General features: G+C 64.2%; 20 protein-coding genes and 1 tRNA gene. 11 read left to right on the top strand and 10 right to left on the bottom strand.

Going from position 1 to position 23,204, the window contains the following annotated elements; all coding sequences use genetic code 11:
• Positions 1-109: 109 nt before the first annotated feature.
• Complete coding sequence (locus AC3WLM_RS06970) at positions 110-2,305, top strand: TonB-dependent receptor (protein WP_492476978.1); 2,196 nt, start codon at positions 110-112, stop codon at positions 2,303-2,305.
• Between the two features lie 37 nt (positions 2,306-2,342).
• On the opposite strand, the gene AC3WLM_RS06965 is transcribed toward AC3WLM_RS06970, so the two are convergent.
• Positions 2,343-3,644 (bottom strand): sensor domain-containing diguanylate cyclase, encoded by a 1,302-nt coding sequence (locus AC3WLM_RS06965; RefSeq protein WP_492476977.1) that lies wholly within the window; start codon positions 3,642-3,644, stop codon positions 2,343-2,345.
• A gap of 115 nt (positions 3,645-3,759) precedes the next feature.
• A complete protein-coding gene (locus AC3WLM_RS06960; RefSeq protein ID WP_492476976.1) occupies positions 3,760-4,425 on the bottom strand; it encodes a YggS family pyridoxal phosphate-dependent enzyme in 666 nt (221 codons plus the stop codon).
• A gap of 22 nt (positions 4,426-4,447) precedes the next feature.
• Here AC3WLM_RS06960 and AC3WLM_RS06955 point away from each other — a divergent pair, with 22 nt between their 5' ends.
• The 6 genes from AC3WLM_RS06955 (at position 4,448) to bioD (ending at position 12,276) form a co-directional block, all read left to right on the top strand.
• Positions 4,448-4,981 carry a thiamine phosphate synthase gene (locus AC3WLM_RS06955; RefSeq protein ID WP_062345989.1) on the top strand — a complete coding sequence of 178 codons (534 nt, stop codon included), beginning with the start codon at positions 4,448-4,450 and terminating at the stop codon, positions 4,979-4,981.
• A 95-nt stretch (positions 4,982-5,076) separates the two neighbouring features.
• A complete protein-coding gene (locus tag AC3WLM_RS06950) occupies positions 5,077-7,491 on the top strand; it encodes an FtsK/SpoIIIE family DNA translocase (RefSeq protein WP_039333621.1) in 2,415 nt (804 codons plus the stop codon).
• A 115-nt stretch (positions 7,492-7,606) separates the two neighbouring features.
• Positions 7,607-9,310: a GGDEF domain-containing protein gene (locus AC3WLM_RS06945; RefSeq protein WP_039333623.1), complete on the top strand. Its 1,704-nt coding sequence runs from the start codon at positions 7,607-7,609 to the stop codon at positions 9,308-9,310.
• Positions 9,311-9,443: 133 nt separating this feature from the next.
• On the top strand, positions 9,444-10,511 hold the full coding sequence (gene bioB, locus AC3WLM_RS06940; protein WP_492476975.1) for a biotin synthase BioB: 1,068 nt from the start codon (positions 9,444-9,446) through the stop codon (positions 10,509-10,511).
• On the top strand, positions 10,511-11,659 hold the full coding sequence (locus AC3WLM_RS06935) for an 8-amino-7-oxononanoate synthase (RefSeq protein ID WP_492476974.1): 1,149 nt from the start codon (positions 10,511-10,513) through the stop codon (positions 11,657-11,659). The genes bioB and AC3WLM_RS06935 overlap by 1 nt, the downstream gene beginning before the upstream one ends.
• A complete protein-coding gene (gene bioD / locus AC3WLM_RS06930; protein ID WP_492476973.1) occupies positions 11,656-12,276 on the top strand; it encodes a dethiobiotin synthase in 621 nt (206 codons plus the stop codon). The genes AC3WLM_RS06935 and bioD overlap by 4 nt, the downstream gene beginning before the upstream one ends.
• A 516-nt stretch (positions 12,277-12,792) precedes the next feature.
• Here the strand turns inward: bioD and AC3WLM_RS06925 are convergent.
• From AC3WLM_RS06925 to AC3WLM_RS06905, 5 genes are read right to left on the bottom strand one after another with little or no spacing between them, the layout of a single operon-like run.
• Positions 12,793-13,584 (bottom strand): cyclase family protein, encoded by a 792-nt coding sequence (locus tag AC3WLM_RS06925; RefSeq protein ID WP_039333629.1) that lies wholly within the window; start codon positions 13,582-13,584, stop codon positions 12,793-12,795.
• 23 nt (positions 13,585-13,607) lie between these two features.
• The gene (locus AC3WLM_RS06920; protein WP_039333631.1) at positions 13,608-14,066 is read right to left on the bottom strand and encodes a hypothetical protein; all 459 of its coding nucleotides are present in this window, start codon (positions 14,064-14,066) and stop codon (positions 13,608-13,610) included.
• Entirely contained in the window at positions 14,067-15,224 is a 1,158-nt protein-coding gene (locus AC3WLM_RS06915; protein WP_492476972.1) for an alpha/beta hydrolase family protein, read from the bottom strand. It lies immediately after the preceding gene.
• 3 nt (positions 15,225-15,227) lie between these two features.
• Positions 15,228-16,142: a VOC family protein gene (locus AC3WLM_RS06910; RefSeq protein ID WP_039333635.1), complete on the bottom strand. Its 915-nt coding sequence runs from the start codon at positions 16,140-16,142 to the stop codon at positions 15,228-15,230.
• Positions 16,143-16,169: 27 nt separating this feature from the next.
• Positions 16,170-17,285, bottom strand: a complete 1,116-nt coding sequence (locus AC3WLM_RS06905; protein ID WP_039333637.1) for an FAD-dependent oxidoreductase — start codon at positions 17,283-17,285, stop codon at positions 16,170-16,172.
• 239 nt (positions 17,286-17,524) lie between these two features.
• Between AC3WLM_RS06905 and AC3WLM_RS06900 the strand changes: the two genes are divergently transcribed.
• The gene (locus AC3WLM_RS06900; protein ID WP_039333639.1) at positions 17,525-18,727 is read left to right on the top strand and encodes an MFS transporter; all 1,203 of its coding nucleotides are present in this window, start codon (positions 17,525-17,527) and stop codon (positions 18,725-18,727) included.
• The gene (locus AC3WLM_RS06895; protein WP_492476971.1) at positions 18,727-19,155 is read left to right on the top strand and encodes a nuclear transport factor 2 family protein; all 429 of its coding nucleotides are present in this window, start codon (positions 18,727-18,729) and stop codon (positions 19,153-19,155) included. The genes AC3WLM_RS06900 and AC3WLM_RS06895 overlap by 1 nt, the downstream gene beginning before the upstream one ends.
• A gap of 35 nt (positions 19,156-19,190) precedes the next feature.
• On the opposite strand, the gene AC3WLM_RS06890 is transcribed toward AC3WLM_RS06895, so the two are convergent.
• A complete protein-coding gene (locus tag AC3WLM_RS06890) occupies positions 19,191-20,213 on the bottom strand; it encodes a Rieske 2Fe-2S domain-containing protein (protein WP_062345993.1) in 1,023 nt (340 codons plus the stop codon).
• Between the two features lie 65 nt (positions 20,214-20,278).
• Between AC3WLM_RS06890 and AC3WLM_RS06885 the strand changes: the two genes are divergently transcribed.
• Positions 20,279-20,899: a TetR/AcrR family transcriptional regulator gene (locus tag AC3WLM_RS06885; protein ID WP_039333645.1), complete on the top strand. Its 621-nt coding sequence runs from the start codon at positions 20,279-20,281 to the stop codon at positions 20,897-20,899.
• Positions 20,900-20,990: 91 nt separating this feature from the next.
• The gene (locus AC3WLM_RS06880) at positions 20,991-21,908 is read left to right on the top strand and encodes an SDR family oxidoreductase (protein WP_062345952.1); all 918 of its coding nucleotides are present in this window, start codon (positions 20,991-20,993) and stop codon (positions 21,906-21,908) included.
• A gap of 154 nt (positions 21,909-22,062) precedes the next feature.
• Here AC3WLM_RS06880 and AC3WLM_RS06875 read toward each other — a convergent pair.
• Both AC3WLM_RS06875 and AC3WLM_RS06870 read right to left on the bottom strand, forming a co-directional pair.
• A tRNA-Leu gene (locus AC3WLM_RS06875) sits at positions 22,063-22,149 on the bottom strand.
• Positions 22,150-22,280: 131 nt separating this feature from the next.
• Positions 22,281-23,138 (bottom strand): MJ0042-type zinc finger domain-containing protein, encoded by an 858-nt coding sequence (locus AC3WLM_RS06870; RefSeq protein WP_492476970.1) that lies wholly within the window; start codon positions 23,136-23,138, stop codon positions 22,281-22,283.
• Positions 23,139-23,204: the final 66 nt, after the last annotated feature.

Raw genomic sequence — 23,204 nt, 5'->3', positions numbered from 1 at the left:
TTCGCAAGGAATTTGCCGTGGGCTCAGCGCCCTTGCGCTCGTCGTCACGGGTGCGGGCGTGGCCTATGGTCAGGACGCGGCGCAGGATCACTAGCAGTCGGCGATTGACGTGCTTAACGCCGACATCATCGTCACCGCCACGAAGAAGAAGGACGTCGAGAACGTCCAGGACGTGCCGGTTGCGATCACCGCATTCAATGCCCAGAGCCTGCAGGCGCTGCAGGTGCGCGATATCCAGACGCTGACCTACAGCGCGCCGAACGTCTCGCTCGATCAGGTCGGCACCTCGCGCGGGACCGCCAACTTCTCGATCCGCGGGCTCGGCGTGAACAGCTCGATCCCTTCGATCGACCCGACCGTCGGCGTGTTCGTGGATGGGGTATACATCGGCGTCAACAACGGGCTTGTGTTCGACGTGTTCGACCTGGGCTCGGTCGAAGTGGCGCGCGGGCCGCAGGGCATCCTCTATGGCCGCAACACCACCGGGGGCGCGGTCCTGATCAACACCGGCGATCCGACGCCGGATCTGCGCGCCAACTTCCGCGTGTTCTATGAAGGGCCGATCGATTCCGGGCGCGGATCGGGTAACTTCGCGGCGCAGGCCGTGGTGTCCGGTCCGTTGATCAAGGACGTGCTGAACTTCAAGGTCGGCGGTTACGTCAACAACGACGAGGGCTATTTCAAGAACCTGTTCAATGGCAAGGACTTCGGCAAGGCGCAGACCCAGATCCTGCGCGGTGCGCTGGAATTCCTGCCGTCCGAGGCGATCCGCATGGTTGCCAAGGTCGAATACTTCAACAGCGAGGGCGATGGCCCCGCCGGCCAGAACCACGGCCTCTACAAGCGCGACACCTTCGACTTTGCGATCGATAACGGCGGCTTTTACAAGAACCGCACCTGGTTTGCGACGCACAAGACCGAAATCGACGTGGGTGATGGCAAGATCACCAACATCTTCGGCTTCCGCGATTATGACGCCTCGACCGGGGGCGACATCGATTCCAAGCCGGTATTCATCTTCCACTCTAATTCCTTGTTCAAGCAGCGCCAGTATTCGGATGAAATCCGCTACAACAACCGCTTCGGTGCGCTGGACTTCACGGCAGGCGGTTTCTGGTTCACGCAGGACCTGCGCTACGACGAGCTGCGCTTCTTCCCCACGTTCATCAGCCCGTTGACCCAGATCGGCGGGGGTCGCCAGGATCACGACGTGCTCGGCCTGTTTGCGTCGGGCGACTTCGATGTGACCGACCAGCTGACGCTGACCGCAGGCATCCGCTGGTCCAAGGAAACCAAGGACGTCGCCGTCACCTACATTCGGCCTCGTTCCAATTGTTCGGTCGTGGCCGGCACTTGCCCGACATCCGGGGTCAACCCGCTTATCCCGAACGAGAACAACGGCTTCAAGGACAAGCGTACGTGGGAGAACTGGAGCCCCAAGCTCGGCTTCCAGTATCGCTTCAACGGCGATGCGCAGGTCTACGGCAACTGGACGCGCGGCTTCCGTTCGGGCGGGTACAACTTCCGCATCACCAATGCCCGCGCCTTCGAGGCAGTGGCAGCAACGCGCGGCCTTTCGTTCGACGAGGAGCAGGTCGACAGCTTCGAACTGGGCACCAAGTTCCAGACACCGGATCGCAAGCTGACGCTAAACCTGGCGGCTTTCCGCACAGAGGTTGGCAACATGCAGCGTGAGGTCAACGAAGGGTCTGCGGCGGGTGTTGCCCAGTCCATCTTCAACACTGCCGACGCCCGCATCACCGGCATCGAAGGCGAAGGCCGTTTTGCCGTGGGCAAGAACTTCCTGCTCACCGCGAACTTCGGCTACATCGATGCCGAGTACACCAAGGTGCTGTTCGACATTTCGAGCGACGGCGTGGTCAACGACGCGGACAAGGCGCTCGACCTGCCACGCACTCCGAAGTGGACCTATGGCTTTGGCGTGCTGGGTGATTTCCCGGTGGGCGAAGGCAATGCCATCGTCGCCCGCGCCAACTTCCAGCACCGCGACCGGTTTGCCTATACCGACAACAACTTTGGCTGGATCACCTCGTCCGACAACCTCGACGCCTCGATCAGCTATAAGACCGGTGGGCTGACCTTCACGGTCTATGGCCGCAACCTGCTCGATCAGGTCCAGCATGGTGGGGACACGCAGCTGGGTACGGCGGCGCAGATCCCGGTGTTTGGTGGCCCGCTTTCGACCGGCGTCGACCGGCCGTTTGCCGACAATCCCAAGGCCGGCACGTTCTCGCCGCTGGTGCGCGGACGCGTGCTGGGCGTGGAGTTGAACGCCGACTTCTGAGGCAGAGGGCGCTGCGGGGTGTACCGCTCCGCAGCGCTCAGTTCTGGCGTGACTTGATTGTTGCCAGCCTTGGCGCTTCGCGTGCCGCGCGCTTTTCTGCAGGGCTCACGCAGTTCTTGCCAGCCTTCTTGGCAGCATAGAGCGCAGCGTCGGCAATCGGCACAATGTCGGTTGCCGATGTTGCCGTTTCGGGGACGGTCGCGATGCCGAGCGAGGCAGATATTGCGCACTCGTGGCTGGCGCTCAGCGATTCGATGCGCTGGCGCAGGATTTCGGCCTTGTCCATCGCGTCTTCAAGCGAGCAGTCAGGCAGGATGGCGACCAGTTCCTCCCCGCCATAGCGGCAGACCACGTCGGTCGGCCTGAGGCACCCGACGATCTGTGCCGCGACATCGCGCAAGACGGCATCGCCCTTGGCATGGCCATGTTCGTCGTTCAGTTTCTTGAAGTTGTCGAGATCGAGCATGACCACGGCAGTGCTTGCCCCGGTGCGCGAACCGAGCGACACGAATCGTTCCAGCGCGTCTTCCATGTAGCGGCGGTTGTACAGCCCGGTCAGCGGATCGCGCAGCGACTGGGTGCGCAGCTTCTCGCGCAGGGCAATGTTGGAAAGGGCGAGCGACATGGAGTCCGCCAAGGCGCGGCCGAGGCGGCGGATTTCCATGATGTGATCGTAGGCGCCATCCGAGTCAGGATGGGCGATGATCAGCAGGCCGTGCAGTTGTCCGCAGGCCATCATCGGCATTTCGACGGTGGCGATATCCGAGGGATGGTGCGCGCAGCACAGGGTACCGACTGCCGGCGAATTGACGTGCGGCTTGCCGCGCTTCAGCGCCCAGCAGTTCGAGGGCGAGAGCATCTCGGGAACGCTGTAGCCCTCGGGCATGTCCCACGCCCGCGCGAGATCGAGCCGGTCGCGCGAGTTGTTGAACACGAACAGTGCCGCGCCGTAGCCGGGCAGCAAGCGGCGCGCTGTGGCCATCAATACGGCGCCAGCGTCCTCATAGGTCTCGGCGGCCTGGAGCATATCGGTCATCGCGAACAGTTCCTGGATCTGCTCGCGAGAGTCGCGGGTGATAACGTAGTTCGTGATGTTGCGGTTGCGCACAGACTGGGCTGCCCGCTTCAGGACCAGCTGAAGTGCAAATAGAGCCACCATGCAGCAGGCTGCAACTATGGCGAGAAAGTCGTGGTACTTGTCGGCCACGACCATCGGCAGGATCACGGCACAAAGCACCAGCGCATGCGCGACTAGAGTCGAGATATGCACTTTCTCAAGGCTTACCTCGTCATCAAGAAGCTGGCGTTTCTCTGACGATTCACGATCTGCGGCGGCCAAGGGATCCTCCAATCATGAAGGTATGCCGCGGGGCGTTGTAAGATGGGGTTAATTCACCGGGCGTAGGACGACCAGACTCTTACGGAACGCCGGATTAACCACACCATTCAGCGCTTTAACGCTTGCCGAACAAAGCGGACCCGATGCGAACATGTGTCGCGCCCAGTTGCACCGCCGTTTCGAAATCGTCGCTCATGCCCATCGACAGGCGGCTGAGGCCGTTGTCGTCGGCCAGCTTGTCGAGCAAGGCAAAGAACGGCGCGGCTTCGATCCCGGCGGGGGGCACGCACATCAGGCCGACAACTTCCAGACCGGCTTCGCGGGCTTGCGTCAGCAGGGCGGGCAGTTCCGCCACGGCGCAGCCACCCTTCTGCTCTTCGTTGCCGATGTTGACCTGAATGAAGCACGGCACCTTGCGGCCAAGCTTGTCCTGCGCCTTGGCCAGAGCCGTCACGAGGCTGGGGCGATCGACCGAGTGAATGCAGTCGAACAGGGCGATGGCATCTTCGGCCTTGTTGGACTGCAGCTGGCCGACAAGGTGAAGCTGGACATCGGGATGGGCCGCACGGATTGCGGGCCACTTGTCCTGCGATTCCTGCACCCGGTTTTCGCCGAACACGCGCTGGCCTTGCGCGATCAGATCGAGGATCGCCTCGGCGGGCTTGGTCTTGGAGATCGCGATCAGAGTGACGTCATCGGCCTTGCGCCCGGCGATGCGGGCGGCCGTGGCGATGCGCGAATGGACCTGTTCGAGCGGCGATGAAGGGACTGCCTGTTCCATGGCGCGGTGCTATAGCGCCACGATGCGAAAGCGCCAGACCATCGCGAAAAGGGTGCCGCGGCGCGTGCTGCTCAGCGATGCGCGCAACGATGCCGGGCTGGAGCGCGCGATTGCGCGGCTCGGGCACGGAGATGCGCTGGTGTTCCGCCACTACCACCTCGACCGTGCGCCACGCCGCGCCCGCTTCGTGACGCTGGCCAGACTGGCGAGGCGCCGTGGCGTCATGGTCATCGGCGCCCGCGTGCCGCGGATGTGGCATGTCGATGGTGTCTACGGCGGGGCGAGAGAGATCATGGCTGGTAGCGGCCTGCGTCTGGCGACAGCCCATTCGCTGCAGGAAATAGCCGCAGCAGCACGCGCCAGGGCCGATGCCATCCTGCTTTCGCCGGTCTACCCGACGCGATCGCATCCGGGCGGGAAAGTGCTCGGCCCGGTCCGCTTCCTGATGCTGGCGCGGCTCTCGCCGCTGCCGGTGATCGCACTGGGCGGGATGACCCGCGCCCGTGCCGCGCACCTGCCGGTCCATGGCTGGGCGGCGATCGACGGGCTCGCCTAAACCCTTCACTCGTCGCAATTCCTGTCGGGATTCTTGACGGTGAGTCCCCTTCGGGCGCATGATGCGCGCTCAAGGGCAGGGATAGGCACAAGTTCATGGCAAGCCGGGCAGCAACCACCGCGCAGGCACGCGGATCGAACGCGCGAGGAGGCTTGCGTGGAGCCGACTGGCGCGCCGTTCTGCGCCGCTCGCTGCGCCGCAGTCTGGAACTGCTGGGCGGCGGCATTCTCGCGGCGGCGATGGTGTTTCTCGCGCTCGCGCTGTTGAGTTACACGCAGACCGATCCCTCCGGCAGCACGGCTTCGGGAAGCCCGGTCGAGAACTGGATGGGCCTGGCCGGCGCATGGGCATCGGAGCGTGTGCTGCTGTTCTTCGGGTTGCCGGGCGGTTTGCTGCTCCCGCTCCTGTGGGTGTTTTCGCGGCGCCTGTGGGATTCGGAAAGCGATCTCATCGATCTTGACGAGGACGAGGACGCAGCGCCGCCCCCTAGCTGGTGGCGGCCTACGCTGCTGTTGCTTGTTGCCATGGCGCTGATCGGCACTGCGCTCTCGCTCTGGGGGGCGAGCACGTCGAGCCGCCTGCCTGCCGGGCCAGGCGGGCTCTCGGGCCTGCTGGGAGCCGCCGCGGTGAGCGGCCTCGCCGGATTGGTGCCGCAGGTCTCCGCGCTGTGGTTCACGGTTCCGCTTGGGCTTGTCTCGCTTGCAGGAGGCCTTGCCATCGCCAGCCGGATCTTTGCATTCGACTGGGCCGGAATGCTCAGCTTGCCGTCGTTCCTGCGCCGCCAGCCGCGCGAAGTTGCGTTGGGAGACGAAGAGGACGAGGCCACTGTCCGTCCGCCAAAGAAGGAGCGCCGCGAGAAAGAGGCACGCGCGGCTGCCGACGCGATCGACGTCGAGGAGGCGCTCTCGCAGCGCAAGCCGACCGAGATCACCGATCCCACTCGCACGCCTGCGCCTGCGGCTGTGCAGCCCAAGGCACGGCAAGGGGATCTGTTCGACAAGTACGAGCTGCCCTCGATCGAGCTGCTGGTCGAAGCGCCCGCAGGTTCGACCCAGAAGATCGACAAGCTGGCGCTCGAACGCAATGCCCGCCTGCTCGAGAACGTGCTCGACGATTTCAACGTGAAGGGCGAGATCACCGCGGTGCGAACCGGCCCGGTCGTGACGATGTACGAGCTGGAGCCGGCGCCGGGGATCAAGGCCAGCCGCGTGATCGGCCTTGCCGACGACATTGCCCGCAACATGAGCGCGATCTCTGCGCGCGTTTCGGCCATCCCGGGCCGCACGGTCATGGGCATCGAACTGCCCAACGCGATCCGCGACATGGTATCCTTCCGCGAATTGATCGCCTGCGAGAAGTTCGCCAGTTCCAAGGCCTTGCTGCCGATCATCCTGGGCAAGGACATTGCCGGCGAGCCGATCGTGGCCGACCTTGCGACGATGCCCCACCTGCTCGTGGCCGGTACGACCGGTTCGGGCAAGTCGGTCGGTCTCAACTGCATCCTGCTGTCGCTGCTCTACCGGCTGACGCCGGCGCAGTGCCGCCTGATCCTCGTCGATCCCAAGGTGCTGGAGCTCAAGTCCTACGACGACATTCCGCACCTGCTCTCGCCGGTGGTGACCGAGCCGGCCAAGGCTGTCCGCGCGCTCAAGTGGGCGGTCGAGGAGATGGAGCGGCGCTACCGCCAGATGTCCTCGATCGGCGTCCGCAACATTTCGGGCTTCAATGACAAGGTTCGCGCCTCGCTGGCCAAGGGCAAGCCGCTCGGACGACGCATCCAGGTCGGCTTCGATCCCGACACGGGCGAAGAACTGTTCGAGGAACAGCAGCTCGATTACGAGGTGCTGCCGCAGATCGTGGTCATCGTCGACGAACTCGCCGACCTCATGGTGACGGTCGGCAAGGAAATCGAAGTCCTGATCCAGCGTCTCTCGCAAAAGAGCCGTGCAGCCGGTATCCACCTGATCATGGCCACGCAGCGCCCCTCGGTCGACGTCATCACCGGCGTGATCAAGGCCAACCTGCCTACCCGCATCAGCTTTGCCGTTACCAGCCGCATCGACAGCCGCACCATCCTTGGAGAGCAGGGCGCCGAGCAGCTGCTGGGCAAGGGCGACATGCTCTACAAGCCCAACACCGACCCGATAAAGCGCGTCCACGGCCCGTTCGTTTCGGACGAGGAAGTCGAGAAGGTGGCCGATCACTGGCGTGGACAGGGTAGCCCCGAATACGTTGATTCCGTTACGGAAGAGCCGGAAGACGGCGGCTTCGGCTTCGACGATATCGACAGCGCTTCGGACAATCCGGAAGACCGCAAGTACCGTCAGGTCTGCCAGCTCGTGTTCGAAAGCCAGAAGGCCTCTGCCAGCTGGATCCAGCGCCAGATGGGCGTGGGGTACAACACGGCGTCGAAGTGGATCGAGCGTATGGAAGCCGATGGCCTCGTTGGGCCTGCCAATCACGTCGGTCGGCGCGAGATCTACCGCGACAAGGACGGCAACGTCCTTTGAACGCACTTGCGCGCGAACTCATGAACATCCCGACATCGGAACTTAATACGGATGTCGGGGCAATTCTTTCAGGGGATTAACGAGCTTCTAAGTTTGACGAGCTAGCACTGAGTTCATGTTGGGTGGGTTCGGACGCTGGCTGTGTTTGGTGCTGGTGCTCTTCGTCGGTCTGAGGTCCGCTGAAGGGCATGCCGATCCCGTTCGCCCTCGCTCGGTCTGCCACGCCGATGCCGGCATTGGTGAAACCTGGCAGGCAGTCGCATCGGCGCCGTCCCGCTGGCGCTGCGACGACAGTGGCTGGTCCCTGGCCGAAGAGGTTCTGATCCGCTTCGATCTCGGCAAGGAAGAAAACCGGGTTCTTCCGCAGAGCCTCGTCACGCATACTGGCAACTTCGAGCGGGTGGATGTGGGCGTTGTCGGGCAGCGCGGAGATATCCGCTGGTCCTCGTTCTGGCCTGAAGACGTCCATCACCTCGCTGCGGGGCCTTACATGGTGATTCCCGTGACCGGCGTGACCGCGGATGCGCAAGCCGTGGCGGTCAGGGTCGTGAAGCCCTGGGGCAAGACCATCATGAGCGAAATGCGGCTTGATCCCTTTCCCGAAGGGACCGGCTGGCCCTTGCCCCGGATCGTCGTGATGGCGGCGATCTGCGGGATGCTGCTTGTGCCCCTGCTGATCAACACCGCGTTCTATTCCGTTCTGCCGGAACGCTACGTGATCTGGCATCTGGTCATGGTCGCAGCCATGCTGGTGCAGGCCGCCTTCGCCACGGGTTTCCTGCATATCTTCCTTGATGTCGGCGCGCTGTGGGAATGGCAGGTTTCGAACATCGCCTTTTCTGCCATGGCGGGAGCCGCGCTGCTGTTCGCCGCCAGCTTCATCGAAGCCGACAAGCTCGCGCCGCGCCTGCGGTTGCTGGGGCGGCGATTGGCGCCTGCGATCGGCATCGTCGGTCTCGTCGCCTGCATGCCCGTCGATTGGATGAGGCCATATTCATCGCCTGCGATGCACCTTTCGATCGGCTTGGCGATTGTCGTGCTGGCGGCCATGCTATGGGATGGACACCGCCGCGGCAGCCAATCGGTCCGTCTGCAGATCATTGCCTGGACGCCCATTCTCCTGATCGGGTCCTGGCGCATCTCGGCCTATCTTCTGCCAGGACTCCATCCCACCGAGGCCATCGAGCTATACCAGCTTGCCCTGGCCTTCGAGGTGCTGGTCACGGGCCTCGGAATCGTAAATCGTTTCGTCGAGGTCCGGCAGGAACGGGACCGTGCGACCGCCCGCGCCCTCGAACTCGAAGGCGTTGCCGACCGTGATCCCCTGACCGGGCTGAGGAATCGCCGCACGATCGAGGAGCGTTTCACCCAGCTGTTTGCCGGGGGGTTCCGCACGATGGCCGTCATCGATCTCGATCATTTCAAGAACGTCAACGATACGCACGGTCATGCGATGGGCGACGTGGTGCTGCGTTCGGCAGCCGGTGCCTTGCTCGACGACCGTGACACCAAGGCGATCCGGATGGGCGGCGAGGAGTTCCTGCTGCTTCTGCGCGGTCAGGATGCTGCGGCCCGCGCCGAGCGTTGTCGCCGCGCCATAGCTGTTCGCGTTTCCGCCGAGGTGCCCGGCCTCGACTGCCTGGTGACGGCCAGCATGGGCTTGGTAGAGCACGACACCGGCGGAAATCTGCAGATAGACTTCGCCGCGCTCTATGCTCGCTGCGATCAGCTGCTGTACGAAGCGAAGCGGCTCGGCCGCAATCGCACCATGCGGGAAAAGGTCACCAGTTTCGACGCTGCAAGCCGCGCGGTGGCCTGAAGAAAGCCGACAAAACCGGTTTCGCTCCGTGAAATGCAAATTGCCGGTTTGCAGCTTCGCTAATTCACTTGAGCATGCGGCATCGATTTGCGCTATGGGCCTGCGAAATCGAAGACTGCGAAGGACTCCCGCCGTGCAAGACACCCTGCTCCGCCAGCGCGAAACAACTGCCTCGGTGGCTTCCGTTCGCACCGACTGGACGCGCGAGGAGATCGCCGCGCTGTTCGATCTACCTTTCCCCGAGCTGGTGTTCCGCGCCGCAGAGGTTCATCGCCAGCACCACCGGGCGGGCGAAGTGCAGCTGTGCACGCTGCTCTCGATCAAGACCGGCGGCTGCCCCGAGGATTGCGGCTACTGCTCGCAATCGGTGAAGGCCGACAGCGGCGTCGAGGCGACCAAGCTGATGGAAGTGCAGAAGGTGCTGCAGTCCGCCGCGCAGGCCAAGGACAATGGCTCCAAGCGCTTCTGCATGGGTGCGGCATGGCGCAACCCCAAGGACCGCGACATGCCTGCCATCATCGCCATGATCAAGGGCGTGCGCGAGATGGGCATGGAAACCTGCATGACGCTCGGCATGCTGACGCCCGGCCAGGCCGCGCAACTCGCCGAGGCAGGTCTCGACTACTACAACCACAACATCGACACCTCGCCCGAACGCTACGAGGAAGTCATCACCACCCGCACTTTCGCCGATCGCCTGCAGACGCTGGACAACGTGCGCAATGCCGGGATCAACGTCTGCTCGGGCGGCATCGTCGGCATGGGTGAGACGCGGGCCGACCGCGTCGGCTTCGTCCACGCTCTCGCCACGCTCGAACAGCACCCGGAAAGCGTGCCGGTAAACGCGCTGGTGCCGATCAAGGGCACCGTGCTGGGCGACATGCTGGCCGATACGCCGCTCGCCAAGATTGATGACATCGAGTTCGTCCGCACCGTTGCCGTCGCGCGCATCACCATGCCGCTGTCGATGGTGCGCCTGTCGGCCGGCCGCGAATCCATGTCCGAAGCCACGCAGGCGCTGTGCTTCATGGCCGGTGCCAATTCGATCTTCACCGGTGACAAGCTGCTCACCGCCGCCAACGCCGGTGATGATGCCGATGCTGCCATGTTCGCCCGCCTTGGCCTCAAGCCGATGGAAGGCGAGGAACCGATGCGGGCGATGAAGGCGGTCGGAGGCTGCGCGGGAGGCTGCGCGGCCTGATGGCAGACAGCACCACTCGCACCGGTTCACTGTGGTCGGCACATGTCGCCGATCTTGCAGGGCTGGGCGAAAAGGCCCGCCTGCGCAGCCTTGCTCCCCGGCGCGGGATCGACTTTGCCTCGAACGACTACCTTGCGATGTCTTCGTCGCCTCGGCTCGCGGCGGCGGTGCAGGAAGCCATCGCGCGCGGGGTTCCGTTGGGTTCCGGGGGATCGCGTCTGTTGCGTGGTAATGACCCCGAGCATGAACTGCTGGAGGAAGAAGCAGCCCGCTTTTTCGGCAGCGAATCCGCGTTGTTTTTCTCGGCTGGCTACGCCGCCAATGTCGCGTTGCTGTCCACCCTCCCACAGCGCGGAGACCTGATCGTCCATGACGAACTGGTCCACGCTTCGATGCACGAAGGTCTGCGCCTGACCCGTGCCACGGCGGTCAGTGCTGCACACAACGATCCGCAGAGCTTCGATGACGCCGCCCGCGAATGGCGTGCCAAGGGCAATTCTGGCCGCATCTGGCTCGCCTTCGAGACGCTCTATTCGATGGACGGGGACATGGCCGACGTGGCCGCGATGGCGCAGGTGGCAGAACGGCACGATGCGATCATGCTGATCGACGAGGCCCATGCCACCGGCGTGTTCGGTCTGGATGGGCGCGGCATCGCCGCAACGCTCGATGGCCGGCCGGACACCGTGGTGCTGCGAACCTGCGGCAAGGCGATGGGCTGCGAAGGCGCGCTTGTGCTGGGCCCCAAGGTCGTGCGTGATTTCCTTGTCAACCGCGGGCGTCCCTTCATCTTCTCGACCGCGCCTTCACCGCTGGTTTGCGCTGCCGTGCGCGAGGCGGTCCGGATCATGGCGGACGAACCGCAACGCCGCGAAGCCCTGCGCGCCCTTGTCGCCCATGCCGAGCGCGTGCTTGCTCCGCACGGTGCGCTGCCTTCGGGATCGCAGATCCTGCCGCTGATCCTGCACGAGGATGCACGGACCATGGCGGTCGCCGCTTCGCTTCAGGCCAAGGGGTTTGACGTGCGCGGCATCCGTCCGCCCACTGTTCCGCAAGGCACCAGCCGCTTGCGCATCTCGCTGACCCTGAATGCCACTTCCGAAGATGTCGACGCTCTGGGGATGGCTCTTTCAGAGGCACTGCGATGAGCGCCTTTGTCGTGACCGGCACCGATACCGGCATCGGCAAGACGATCTTCTCCGCAGCGCTTACCGGAGCGTTGCACGCGCACTACTGGAAGCCGGTGCAGGCCGGGCTCGATGACGGCGCGGACCGTGACCACGTTGCCAGTCTTTCGGGCGTGCCTGCAGATCAGGTTCTCCCGGAAGCCTACCGTTTGAACACGCCATGTTCACCCCATCGGGCCGCAGAGCTGGACGGGGTCGTCATCGATCTGGCGCAACTGGCGCTGCCCAGCGTGCGGCCGCTGGTCGTCGAAGGGGCAGGGGGCGCGCTGGTGCCTGTCACGCGCAACACCACCTATGCCGATGTTTTTGCCTGGTGGAACCTTCCGGTCGTCGTCGTGGCGCGGACGGCGCTGGGCACAATCAACCACTCGCTCCTGACCTTCGAGGCGCTGCGTTCACGCGGTGTCCCGATCCACGGCGTTGCGTTCGTCGGCGAGGGTAACGAGGACAGCGAGGCGACGATCTGCGCAATGGGCAACGTGAAGCGCCTTGGCCGCCTGCCGATGCTCGCCAGGCTCGATCGCGAGAGCCTCGCCGCCGCGTTCGCCGAAAATTTCCGGGTGGGCGACTTCGTCTAGAGCACTTTCCGACCAATCTGGCTCACCGTGACGGAGCCGATTTTGGCCGAGCGCGAGGATCGAGGAGGGAGCCATGCCATCGCATAGTGACCGACGAGAGACGCAGCGATCGGCCAAAAGGGGCCCGCCCCGGAGGGGTTGCCGCAGGGAGCCCCTCGGACAGCGTCGCTTTGTTTGGACGGGCCATCAGCGCGCCCTGCACAAGGCTCCTTGCCGAGAAGCGCCCTGCGACAATCACGGTAAGCCCGATTGGTCGGAAAGTGCTCTAGATCACCAGATGCAGCGCGTTTGCCGCTGCGGTGAGGACCAGGACGCCGATCGCGAAGGCTTCGGCCGGGATGCCGCGCGTTGGCCGGATACGGGTGGGGCTCAGTTGAATCGTCATTGGTAGAGTCCTTGCTCGTGGGAACACCAACCCGAGCGAGGTCGCCTTGGGCCTTTTCGAATCGCGGCAGAATTGCGCGACAAGAACTCTACTAATGCGCTTGAGATTAATGTCAACTGAATAAGTGGAGTTTATTCCTCAAAGATCGCCACGGCCCGGACCCAGCCTGCCGAAGCGCCTCTGATCTTGTGGGGGAAGCAGCTGACCATGAAGCCGTCGGGCGGCAGCACCTCAAGATTGTGCAGCTTCTCGAGGTGGCAGTAGCCGATGTCTCGCCCGGCCTTGTGGCCTTCCCAGATCAGCGAGGTATCGCCGGTTTCCTTGACCTTCTCTGCCGTGTGGACAAAGGGCGCGTCCCAGCTCCAGGCGTCGGTGCCGGTCACGCGCACGCCGCGCGAGGTCAGGTACATCGTCGCTTCGTAGCCCATGCCGCAGCCGATGCTGACGTAGTTCGGATCGCCCACGGCCTTGCCGGCTGCGGTGTTGACCATCACGATCTCAAGCGGCTTGAGCTCGTGCCCGATGCGCTTCAGCTCGTCTTCCACGTCCTGTGCGGTTACGACGTAGCCATCGGGAAAGTGACGGAAGTCGAGCTTCACACCCGGCTGGAAGCACCATTCCAGTGGAACTTCGTCGATGGTCATCGAGGGCACGGGGTTGCCGTCCTTGCCGTCCATCGTCGGGTGGAAGTGCCACGGCGCATCGAGGTGCGTGCCGTTGTGCGTGGTCAGCGTCACGTTCTCGACCGCTGCGAAGCCCGCGCCGTCCGGCGTCTGCTCCGGCGTCACGCCGGGAAAGAAGAAGCCCAGTTCGGGCATCGTCTCGCCATGCTTCTGATACTCGATCTTGGGGCGCAGGAACGGCGGATCGGTGATGACATCATTCTCGAGATAGATCGAGAGATCGACGAAACGGCGGCTCATGGCAATTTCTCCCTTGCGCTTGCTCAGCGCCTTGTCAGTTCGGTCCGGAGGCCCGCAGGGGTGACCACAAGGGCCAGTGCCGCGCCGAACGCGAGTTTTGCAAGCAGGGCAGGCAGCCATCCGAGCTGCGTTGTCCCCGCCAAGATCAGCACGGCGGCTGCGCCTGCCACGCCCGATGCGGCACCAGCCAAGCCGCACAGGATTGCGCGTGGCAGGACCGCTGCGGGCAGGCGCGATTCACTGTCCAGAGTCCGCACCTTGCCCGCCGCCCGGGCCTTGCGTGCCAGCAAGCCTGGCACCAGCGTGGCCATCAGGCCGATCATGAACCCCTGAGGGGCAAAGTCGAAGACATAGCCGCCCACGCTCCACACCGGTACGTCCCTACCTGTGCCGAACACCGCAATGAAGAATGCCGCGCTCAAGGCGACATTTACGGCGATGCTGACCGCAGTCTCGCGGCGGATGTAGGCGGCAGGCTCCATTCAGGCAGTCGTACCACCCAGCGTCTCGGCGAACCAGTCGGCGATCAGGTCGCGCCCGTAGGACATGTTGTCCGCGCCGACGTGTTCGACACCGCCTTCGCGGGCAGTGAAGATCACCTTCTCGCGGCGGGGCGAATTGACGAGCTGATCATAAAGGTCGTCCGCGTACGACACGCTGATCTGGCGATCCTGCGCGCCGTGGGTCACCAGGAAAGGCACCTTGATGGATCCCATGTGCCCGTTCAGGTTCATGTCGGTCGACTTCTCGAGGAACTCTTCCATCGTCTCTGCGCCGAACGCCCACATCACGTGCGCCCAGTAGTGCGGGACCGGGTTTTCACCCTCGCGCTTCATGCGCTTGTCCTGCACTTCGCGCCAATTGTGGTTGGCACCCCATACCGCGCCCGAAGCAAAGCGCGGCTCGTAGGCAACCGCGCGCGGCGCAAAGTGGCCACCGAGCGAGATCCCGGTCATGCCGATCCGCTTGGGATCGACGTCTGCCTGGCTCTCCAGCCAGTCCACCGCCTTGCTCGCCCAGTTCTCCGAATGCGGATCGACCGGGAGGCCCTGCAGGCGCAGTGCCTCGCCCGTTCCCGGCTGGTCGACGCACAGCGTGGAGACGCCCCGGCGGGCCAGGGCTTCGGGGAGGCGGCTCCAGTAAAGCAGCTCCTTGCAGCTATCGAGGCCGTTGCAATATACCACCACCGGATGCGGCCCCGGCCCTTCGGCGCGGGTGTAGAGTGCGGGCATCGTGCCTTTTGCCAGCGGAATTTCGACGCGCTCGCGATTGATCTTGCCCAGCGCTGTCGATTTCGCAAAGGCGTCCAGCGCCTTGGCGTAAGTTTCCTTGCGGCCCGCCGCGCCGTGGCCCTGCATGCGTTCGGCCACCAGCAGGTAGAGCGACGCGCGCTCCAGCTTGTTGGATGCCGAAAACGCGCGGCCCTTGGCTTCGTCCTCTGTAGCAAGTTCGATCAGCTTGTCGCCATAGGCGGCCCACTGCTTCATGAACTGCGGCGTGCCGGCATCGCCGCCATTGGCCGCGGCATCGATGATCGGCTGGCACATGTCGACGATTTCGCCGATCTGGCCGCCGCTCTCCATCGCGATCGAGACGGAGAGGTTCCAGATGTAGTTCGGGAAGGGTTCGTAAAGTGCCATCGATCAAGCCTCGCCGACGAGTTCGGGGGTCTTGAACAGGCCCGGGTTGACGTGCGGATGCGGCATCGTCTGCGGACCGCCGACGCCGATGCCCCACTGGTCCATGACCATCGGTGCGGGCACGTGGACCTTGTGCTGGTGCGCTTCGAAGTCCACCTCTTCAAGATCCGAGGTGTACTCCGTGACGAAGCCACCCGGGGTCACGAAATAGCTGAAGGTGTTGTTGCCGGCAGTGTGGCGGCCCGGACCCCAGCTGATGTCGATGCCCTTGATCTTCAGGCGATGCGCGCCGCGCATCATATCGTCGACCGAGAGCATGTCGTAGGCGACGTGGTTGAGGCAGGCCGGCCCCGGCAGGATGGCGATGCGGTGGTGCGCCGAATTGCAGCGCAGGAAGCACATGAAATCGCCGAGCCAATCCGAGACCTTGAAGCCGAGCACGTCGCAGAAGAACTTCACCGCTTCCTGATGGTTCGGCGAATGCAGCACGATGTGGCTGATCTTGACCGGCACGCCTTCCCAGCGCGCCAGCTCGCGCTTGGCGCCACGGGCAACGTCGCTCGATACTTCGAACATCAGGCCATCGGGCGAGAAGAAGCGGAAGCCGTAGCCGCCGCCGGGCGAGGTCAGGTCGGCAGGCTCGCTGACGATCTGGCATCCGGCATCGGCAACCTTCGTGCGCAGCGCGTCGACGTCGGCACGGCTGTCAGCCGCAAGGGCAATCACGTCGACGCGGTTCTCGTCCGCGCGGCGCAGCTGCACCACGTGGTGCTCGTCATGCCCCTGCGCCTTGAACCAGGCATGGTTCGGGTCCTCGCCCACCGGCTCGAGGCCCCAGACCTCGGTGTAATAGGTCTTCTCGGCGTCGAATTCCTTCACGCCATACCCGACATAGCGGATTTCGGTAACGCGGCTCATTGGGATCTTCCTTGAAATGCGGGTGAATCAGATCGGCTGCGAGACGACTTCGAACATCTCTGCGGTCGCCTTGTGGTTGTCGACCGCGGGCCCCACGCCCAGCTGGCCGTGGCAGATCGCAAGGCTGCTCTCGACGATGTAGCGGCAGCGCTCGAAGCGGCGGTCGCGATAGGCCTTGAGCGCGGCTTCGACGGTGTCGTGACGCTCCAGTTCCTCGGCGACGACGATGGCGTCCTCGATGGCCATGCCTGCGCCCTGGCCGAGATGCGGCGTGGTGGCGTGGACGGCATCCCCCAGCAGGCCGACGCGGCCCTTGCTCCAGTCGCCACGCACCAGCATGCCTTCGAGCGGGCGGTAGACCACGCCCTCATCGTCGGTGATCTGCTCGCCCAGTTCACGGATTGCAGGCGAGCAATTGGCCAGCTTGGCGCGCATCGCGGCGGCAATGCCTTCCTTCGGATACCACGGATTGCCCGGCTCGGGCGTGGTGACATACATGTACATCACGTCCGCGCTCATCGGCACGAGGCCCACGCCGGTCGGGCCATTGTAGACCTGCAGGGCATCGAGTCCCTCGGGGCGCGGGAAGTTGTAACGCCACACCGCCTGGCCGGTGAATACCGGCTTCTCTGCCTCGGGCAGGATGGCGGCGCGTGTCTGTGAATAGACACCATCGGCGCCGATCACGGCGTCGTAGATGCCAGACGAGCCGTCCGAGAAGGTCACGGCCACCTTCTCGCCATCATCGACAATCTCATCGGCCGTGATGCCGAGGCGAATCTCGGTGCCCAGTTCCTTTGCGCTGTCGCCAAGCACCTTCTGCAAGGCGCGGCGGCCGATGCCGACGTTGGCGGGGCGACCTTCGACCAGGCGGGGGCTCGGCACGCGGGCGACCTTGGTGCCATCGGGCAGGAAGATCTCGACGGCGTCGAAACCGCAGGCCGCATCCATGAACCTGTCGAGCACGCCGAGCTGGTCCATCGCCCTGAGGACGTTCGACTGCTGGATGATGCCTACGCCATAGACCGACCAGTTCGGGTCCTTTTCCACGGCTGTTACGGTGTGCCCTTTGCGAGCCAGCGCGATGGCCGCCGAAAGTCCGCCGATGCCAGCGCCGATGATTAGAATATCCAGATTTTCCATGGCCTCTGACCGGATCCGTCAGTTCGGAATGCCGGCCCCTCTCGTCTGCTTGATTGGGATTGCGCAGGATTTAGAATGCGCGGACCAATACACCAAGCAAGTAATTTTTATGCCATGGCATCTCTGAAATTGATGGTTTGGCATCAAGTCCATTAGCTTGACTTGCGCAAAAGGCGCGTGGATACCGTTTGAGAATAACGGTTCTAGAATGTGGCGGCAATCGGCCACAGGGAGATCAGATGACCAGTTCCGCCAGGCGCCAACCGGGCATTCCGCAAGGCCTCACCATAGTCCTGACCGGCTTCCTGCCCATCGTCGCGATCGTGTCGATGTTCCCGGCGGTGCCCGCGATGATCGCGCATTTCGCGAGCGATCCCACAGCGCCGACCAAGGTGCCGGCCATGGTCTCGGCACCCGGTCTGACCGTCGCGATCCTTGCCCTGTTCGCGGGCCTGCTCGTCGACAAGTTCGGTCGCCGCCGCCTGCTGCTGTGGTCCACGGGACTCTATGGTTTCGTCGGCATGGCACCGATGCTGCTCGACAATCTCGACCACATCTACGCATCGCGCTTGCTGCTGGGTGTCGCAGAAGCGGCGATCCTCACCACGGTAAACACTCTGATCGGAGATTACTGGGACGAAAAGGGGCGCTATCGCTGGCTTTCGATGCAGGGTATCGTCGGCCCGTTCTTCGGCAGCGCCGTCATCTTCACGTCGGGCTATCTCGCTTCGATGAGCTGGAACGCGGTCTTTGCGATCTATGGAGTCGGCTTCCTTTGCTTCTTCGCGATGCTCGCTTTCATTTATGAGCCTGAAAACGACGACACCGCCCGCAAGATGCTGGGCATCGGTGCCGAAGCAAGCACTCCGTTCCCGTGGAAGGGTGTGCTCCTGTTCGGTCTCGTCACCCTGTTCGGCGGCGCACTCTATTATGTCTTCATCATCAATGGCGGCATCGTCTGGCAGGAGCTTGGCGTATCCGATCCCAAGGAAATCGGCCGCCTGACCACGATCCCGAGCATGTTCGTGATCGTCGGCGCGCTGATCTTCTGGACCACCGGGCGCCTCGGTGCGCGCACCCAGTTGACCATTTTCCTCCTGCTGCTCGGCTCAGGACTTGCCGTGATCGGTTCTGCGAGCGACTGGAAGGGCATGGTTGCCGGCATGGCCCTGCAGCAGACCGGCGCTGGCATGGCGGTGCCGACGCTGATCGCCTGGGCGCAAGGCTACCTGCCCTTCGAACACCGCGGGCGCGGCATGGGTGTGTGGACCTCTGCGTTCTTCCTCGGCCAGTTTATTTCGCCCTTGCTGGTCAGCGTTGCCCGCACGTCCAGCGGCTCGATGCAGGGCGCGTTCCTGATCGCGGGTGGCCTTGGCATCGTGATTGCGGTGGTGACGTGGTTCATCGTTACCCCGCGCCAGGCCGAACCGGCGCTGGCCTGATGCGCCGCGTCCTCCTGGCCATCGCGACCGTCGCCCTGCTGGGCAATGGCCCGGCAGCGGCTGACAACCGCCGCATCATCGAGGACTTCGCGCGGCTGTTCTACGTCGAGCGCGACGTGCGCCAGGCCTTCGAGACCTACGTCGCGCCCGACTACATCCAGCATAACCCGGGCGTGCCGGATGGGCGAGAGGCTGCGATCGCGCTGCTGCAGCCGATGTTTTCCGACCGCAACCGCAGCTTCGAGGTCCGCAAGATCCTCGTCGACGGGGACCTTGCCGCGATCCACATCTTCGCAAGGCCCGATCCTGCGGCGCGCGGTGCCGCCGTGGCGGATTTCTACCGCCTCAAGGACGGCAAGATCGTCGAGCACTGGGACGTGATCCAGCCGATCCCGGAAAAGTCGGCCAACGCGCACCCGATGTTCTGAGGGCAATGTTCTGAGTGCGCGCTGGCCGTGGCCGGCTATTGCGCGGCCACAGGCTCCCCTGCTTCGGCGCGGCGCAGTTGCATCATCCGCCGTCGTACCCTGATCGCGCCTGCATCCGATGGCAGGATCACCGGGCGCAGATCCCAGAAGTCCGCATCGCCCATCGCTTCCTGCTGCGCGTGCAGCGTCGGATGGTCTTCCTCAAGAAAGGCCTTCTCGAGCAGAGCATGCGCTTCGGGGGTCGGCTCGTGCGTATAGAAATAGTGCGTCGACGTTGCCGTCTCGGGCGTCAGGATATGCGGATCGCCCATCAGCGGCACGACCATGTCCTTGCGGTCCGTGCCTGCCCGGGCAAGGCCAATGTACAGGGCCAGGTTCGACGGCGCATTCCAGCGCATGTGCAGCCACTGGTCGGTCTTCGCGCCTTCCGGAAGCATGGGCACAGCCCAGGCCGGCGGATCGGAGTCGGGCATCGTCCAGTTGTTCCAGATGGCCCCATCGTCTTCCTGAATCACCTCGTGCTCGCCGCAGGCCAGAAGGGCACCGTTCGTGCCGAAGCTTTCGCGGTGGATGAATTCGGCGTGGCTCAGATCCATCAGGTTGTCGGTGACCAGTTCGTAGCTCGCGTCCATCTTGATCGTGCCGCGATGCAGTGGCCTGTCGTGGTCGATGAAGCTGTAGTCGGGGATCAGCGCGGGGTCTGCCTTGTCGGCATCGCCCGGCCAGAACCACACCCCGGTGTATTTCTCCACCACCGGCAGCACCTCGACCTTGGCAATGTCGAGCGGTTGGCCGCTGAACGGGTTGTGCGCACAGTTGCCTGCACCGTCGAAGGCGAGGCCATGATAGCCGCAGCGCATCATGTCGCCATCGCGCCCGCCGCGGCTCAGGGGCACGAAGCGGTGGGGGCAGCGATCCGCCATCATCACCATCTCGCCATCCGACTTGCGCCAGATCACCCATGGCCTGTCGAGCAGGCGGCGGGCGAGAAAGCCGCCCTCGGGCACTTCGTGCGACCAACAGGCCATATACCAGCCATTGCGAATGAAGGCGCTCACGGTCATTCTCCCCAGATGTCGAATCAAATACACCAGTTGGTTTCTTTATATCACGGGCAGTCGCGATGAGAAGCCCGGTCAGTCGCAATCCGGAAGTGGTGCGCGCCCGCATCCTCGATGCCGCGCAGGCCGAGTTCATGGCTGAGGGCTTTGCCGGCGCCAGCACGAACCGCATCCTCGAGCGCTTCGGCGGTTCCAAGCCCACCATGTTCCGTCATTTCGAAACCAAGCGCGCGCTGTTCGAAGGGGTCGTCGCGCGGATTGCCGAACGCTGGCGCGATGTGGTGGACATGGCGGACGTCAGTGATGCCGAACCGCAGGGGTGGCTGGAGTGCTTCGCCCTGCGTGCGCTGACGTGGATTCTCACCGACGAAAGCATCTTCGTTGGTCGCATGGCCATTGCCGAGGGCCATCTGTTTCCCGAAGTGGGCGCAACCTACCGCCAGCACGCGGTCACGCCGCTCAACGATCTGCTCGCCGCGCAACTCGCCGCCTGGACCGAGCGTGGCCTGCTGGCCTGTGACGATCCGGAACGCGCCGCGCTCGCCTTCTTCGACCTTACCCTTGCCGGCATGGTCAGCCGCAAGCTCTACCGTGTCGAGGCCAGCTTCGATGACGCATCGCTCGCCGACCACGCGAGCACCTGTGTCCGCATCTTCCTCCATGGCCTGCGCAAGCCCGCCTGAACTGCCGCCCGTTCACTGCGGCCGTTTCACTTCGCACAGTTGCCGACAATCCTCACGATTGTTAGCCTTGCAAACGGAAGAGGAACGACACATGACTGGCACGACACGCGAATTTCAGGGAAAGACCGCCTTCATCACCGGCGGCGTCAACGGCATCGGCTTCGGCATAGCCCGCGCCTTCGCCATGGCCGGGATGGACCTCGTCCTCACCTACCGCAAGGAGCAGGACCGCGAGGATGCGGCCCGCTGGCTCGCCGACAACAACCTCCCGGCGGCGCGCTACGTCCGGCTCGACGTCACCGACCGTGACCGTTTTGCCGCGATCGCTGCCGAGGTGGGCAAGGTCCACGTCCTCGTCAACAATGCGGGCGTCAGCGTGTTCGGCCCGACCGACGAGGCGACCTATGCCGATTACGACTGGATCATGGGCGTCAACTTCGGCGGGGTGGTCAACGGTCTCGTGTCCTTCCTGCCGGGCATGAAGGCCCATGGCGAGGGTGGGCACGTGGTCAATGTGGCCTCGATGGCGGCCTATCTCTCCGGACCTCAGGCAGGCATCTACACTGCCAGCAAGTTTGCGGTGCGCGGGCTTACCGAATCCTTGCGCTACAACCTCGCCCCGCATGGCATCGGCGTTTCGCTGATGTGCCCCGGCCTGACCCGCACCAACGCCTGGACCAGTGCGCTGAAGCGGCCCGAAGGCTTTGCCGACTCCGGCTTTGCACCGGCCGACCCGGCCGAGCTTGAACAGTTCGGCACTGCCTTCGAACTCGGCATGGACCCGCTTGAGGTCGGGCAGAAGACCCTGCAGGGCATGATCGAGAACCGCGGCCTGATCCTCACCCACGGCGAATTCGCCGAGGACTTCGAGGAGATCTACCGCACCTCGCTCGAAGCCCTGCCCAAGGAGCCTGTCCCCGAAGGCCGCCTCCATATCGAGCGCCTGCGCCGGGCCGCCAACAAGGCTGCGGCCGAAGGGCAGGCCATCGGCCTTGCAGACCTTACCTGATCACAGAAAAGCGGGGCACGGGCCGCTGTGGCCTGTGCCCCGCCAAGGGTCATGCGTCTCATCCTGCCTGCCGAACGCAGTTCGCAGGAAGAGGTTTCCGCCTGAAGCGAAAATAGGTTGCCCGAAGGCAAGGATCACACTGTTCGGAGAGTGATGGTGCGGTCGAGAAGACTCGAACTTCCACGGGCTTTCGCCCACAACGACCTCAACGTTGCGCGTCTACCAATTCCGCCACGACCGCAAAATCATACGGGGTGTCCGATCCGTGATCGGCGCCCCGTGGTGGGGTAGGAGCGCGCCCCTAGCAAAGGAGTTTGGCCTGCGCAACAAGCTTCGCGCAATTTTTCGCGCGCGCCTCGAAACAGCTGCGGGTCAGTCAGGCTTCCAGCCGATTTCCGCGACCTTTGCCGACTTCGGCACGTCGGTGACCGCAGCGTTGATGGTCACGCTTTCGCCTGGCGCAAGTTCGGCCTGCGGCGGCGGCACCGGCCAGGTCTTCACCACCTTGTCGTTCGAATCGCGCAGCACGATCAGGATTTCCGGCAGGGCGCGCACTTCCTTGCCGGTATTGGTGACAGTTCCGCTCAGGCCGAAGTATTCGGTGCCGTTGGGCAGCTGGCGGCGATCCTGCTTTTCCGGCGGGAAAGAGCGCACGAGATCGGCAGGGCCAGCGCCGAATGTCTGGTTCACGCCGGGGATCCACTGCGGCACGCCAAAATACCATGCCGCCCCGCCCAGTGCCGCGATCGTGACCGCGAACGCCACGGCAGCCATCGTCCACAGCTTGGTGGGATTGCGCCGCGGACGGAACGGGGGCTGGTGCTCGAAGGGTGATTGATCGACCGCTTCCTCCACCGGGGCGAACTTGCGCCGCGCCGGGTGGGGCAGTGGCGGAGGCGTCGGCGGCTCGGCCTCGTCCGGGGCAGCACCGGACTGCGAAGCGCGCGCGAATGGCAAATCGGGTTCAGGCTGGGCCGCAGCCGCGTTCGCCGGGGGCGCATCGGGTGTGGGCGGTGCGCTTGCTTGGGGGGCCGCCTCAGGGGCGGCTGCAACAGGTGCGGCCTCCACCGGCGCGGGTTCGAGCGACGCTTCCCCACGCGGGGGCAGCTCAGGCCCGTTCTGGAACCACGAATGGCGGCACCGTGCGCAACGCACGGTCCTGCCGTCCACGCCGATCGCGGTGTCGGGAACGACATAGCGCGTCGAGCAGGCTGGGCACGCAATGATCATTCATCGGGTTAAGCATGGCCGTGCCGTGGGAAACAATAGCCACACCACCCAAGAAACGCATCCCCG

This window comes from Novosphingobium sp. FW305-C-30-35, from assembly GCF_058783135.1.
This window is presented reverse-complemented; position numbering and strand designations above follow the sequence as displayed.

Excerpts from the sequence above, each read along its gene's own strand:
- AC3WLM_RS06885 (WP_039333645.1), top strand. The coding sequence starts at position 20,279 with ATGAGAAGCCCGGTCAGTCGCAATCCGGAAGTGGTGCGCGCCCGCATC.
- AC3WLM_RS06915 (WP_492476972.1), bottom strand. The coding sequence starts at position 15,224 with ATGGCACTTTACGAACCCTTCCCGAACTACATCTGGAACCTCTCCGTC.
- AC3WLM_RS06870 (WP_492476970.1), bottom strand. The coding sequence starts at position 23,138 with ATGATCATTGCGTGCCCAGCCTGCTCGACGCGCTATGTCGTTCCCGAC.
- AC3WLM_RS06900 (WP_039333639.1), top strand. The coding sequence starts at position 17,525 with ATGACCAGTTCCGCCAGGCGCCAACCGGGCATTCCGCAAGGCCTCACC.
- AC3WLM_RS06945 (WP_039333623.1), top strand. The coding sequence starts at position 7,607 with ATGTTGGGTGGGTTCGGACGCTGGCTGTGTTTGGTGCTGGTGCTCTTC.
- AC3WLM_RS06905 (WP_039333637.1), bottom strand. The coding sequence starts at position 17,285 with ATGGAAAATCTGGATATTCTAATCATCGGCGCTGGCATCGGCGGACTT.
- AC3WLM_RS06955 (WP_062345989.1), top strand. The coding sequence starts at position 4,448 with ATGCGAAAGCGCCAGACCATCGCGAAAAGGGTGCCGCGGCGCGTGCTG.
- AC3WLM_RS06950 (WP_039333621.1), top strand. The coding sequence starts at position 5,077 with ATGGCAAGCCGGGCAGCAACCACCGCGCAGGCACGCGGATCGAACGCG.
- AC3WLM_RS06910 (WP_039333635.1), bottom strand. The coding sequence starts at position 16,142 with ATGAGCCGCGTTACCGAAATCCGCTATGTCGGGTATGGCGTGAAGGAA.
- AC3WLM_RS06920 (WP_039333631.1), bottom strand. The coding sequence starts at position 14,066 with ATGGAGCCTGCCGCCTACATCCGCCGCGAGACTGCGGTCAGCATCGCC.
- AC3WLM_RS06895 (WP_492476971.1), top strand. The coding sequence starts at position 18,727 with ATGCGCCGCGTCCTCCTGGCCATCGCGACCGTCGCCCTGCTGGGCAAT.
- AC3WLM_RS06935 (WP_492476974.1), top strand. The coding sequence starts at position 10,511 with ATGGCAGACAGCACCACTCGCACCGGTTCACTGTGGTCGGCACATGTC.
- AC3WLM_RS06925 (WP_039333629.1), bottom strand. The coding sequence starts at position 13,584 with ATGAGCCGCCGTTTCGTCGATCTCTCGATCTATCTCGAGAATGATGTC.
- AC3WLM_RS06960 (WP_492476976.1), bottom strand. The coding sequence starts at position 4,425 with ATGGAACAGGCAGTCCCTTCATCGCCGCTCGAACAGGTCCATTCGCGC.
- bioD (WP_492476973.1), top strand. The coding sequence starts at position 11,656 with ATGAGCGCCTTTGTCGTGACCGGCACCGATACCGGCATCGGCAAGACG.
- AC3WLM_RS06880 (WP_062345952.1), top strand. The coding sequence starts at position 20,991 with ATGACTGGCACGACACGCGAATTTCAGGGAAAGACCGCCTTCATCACC.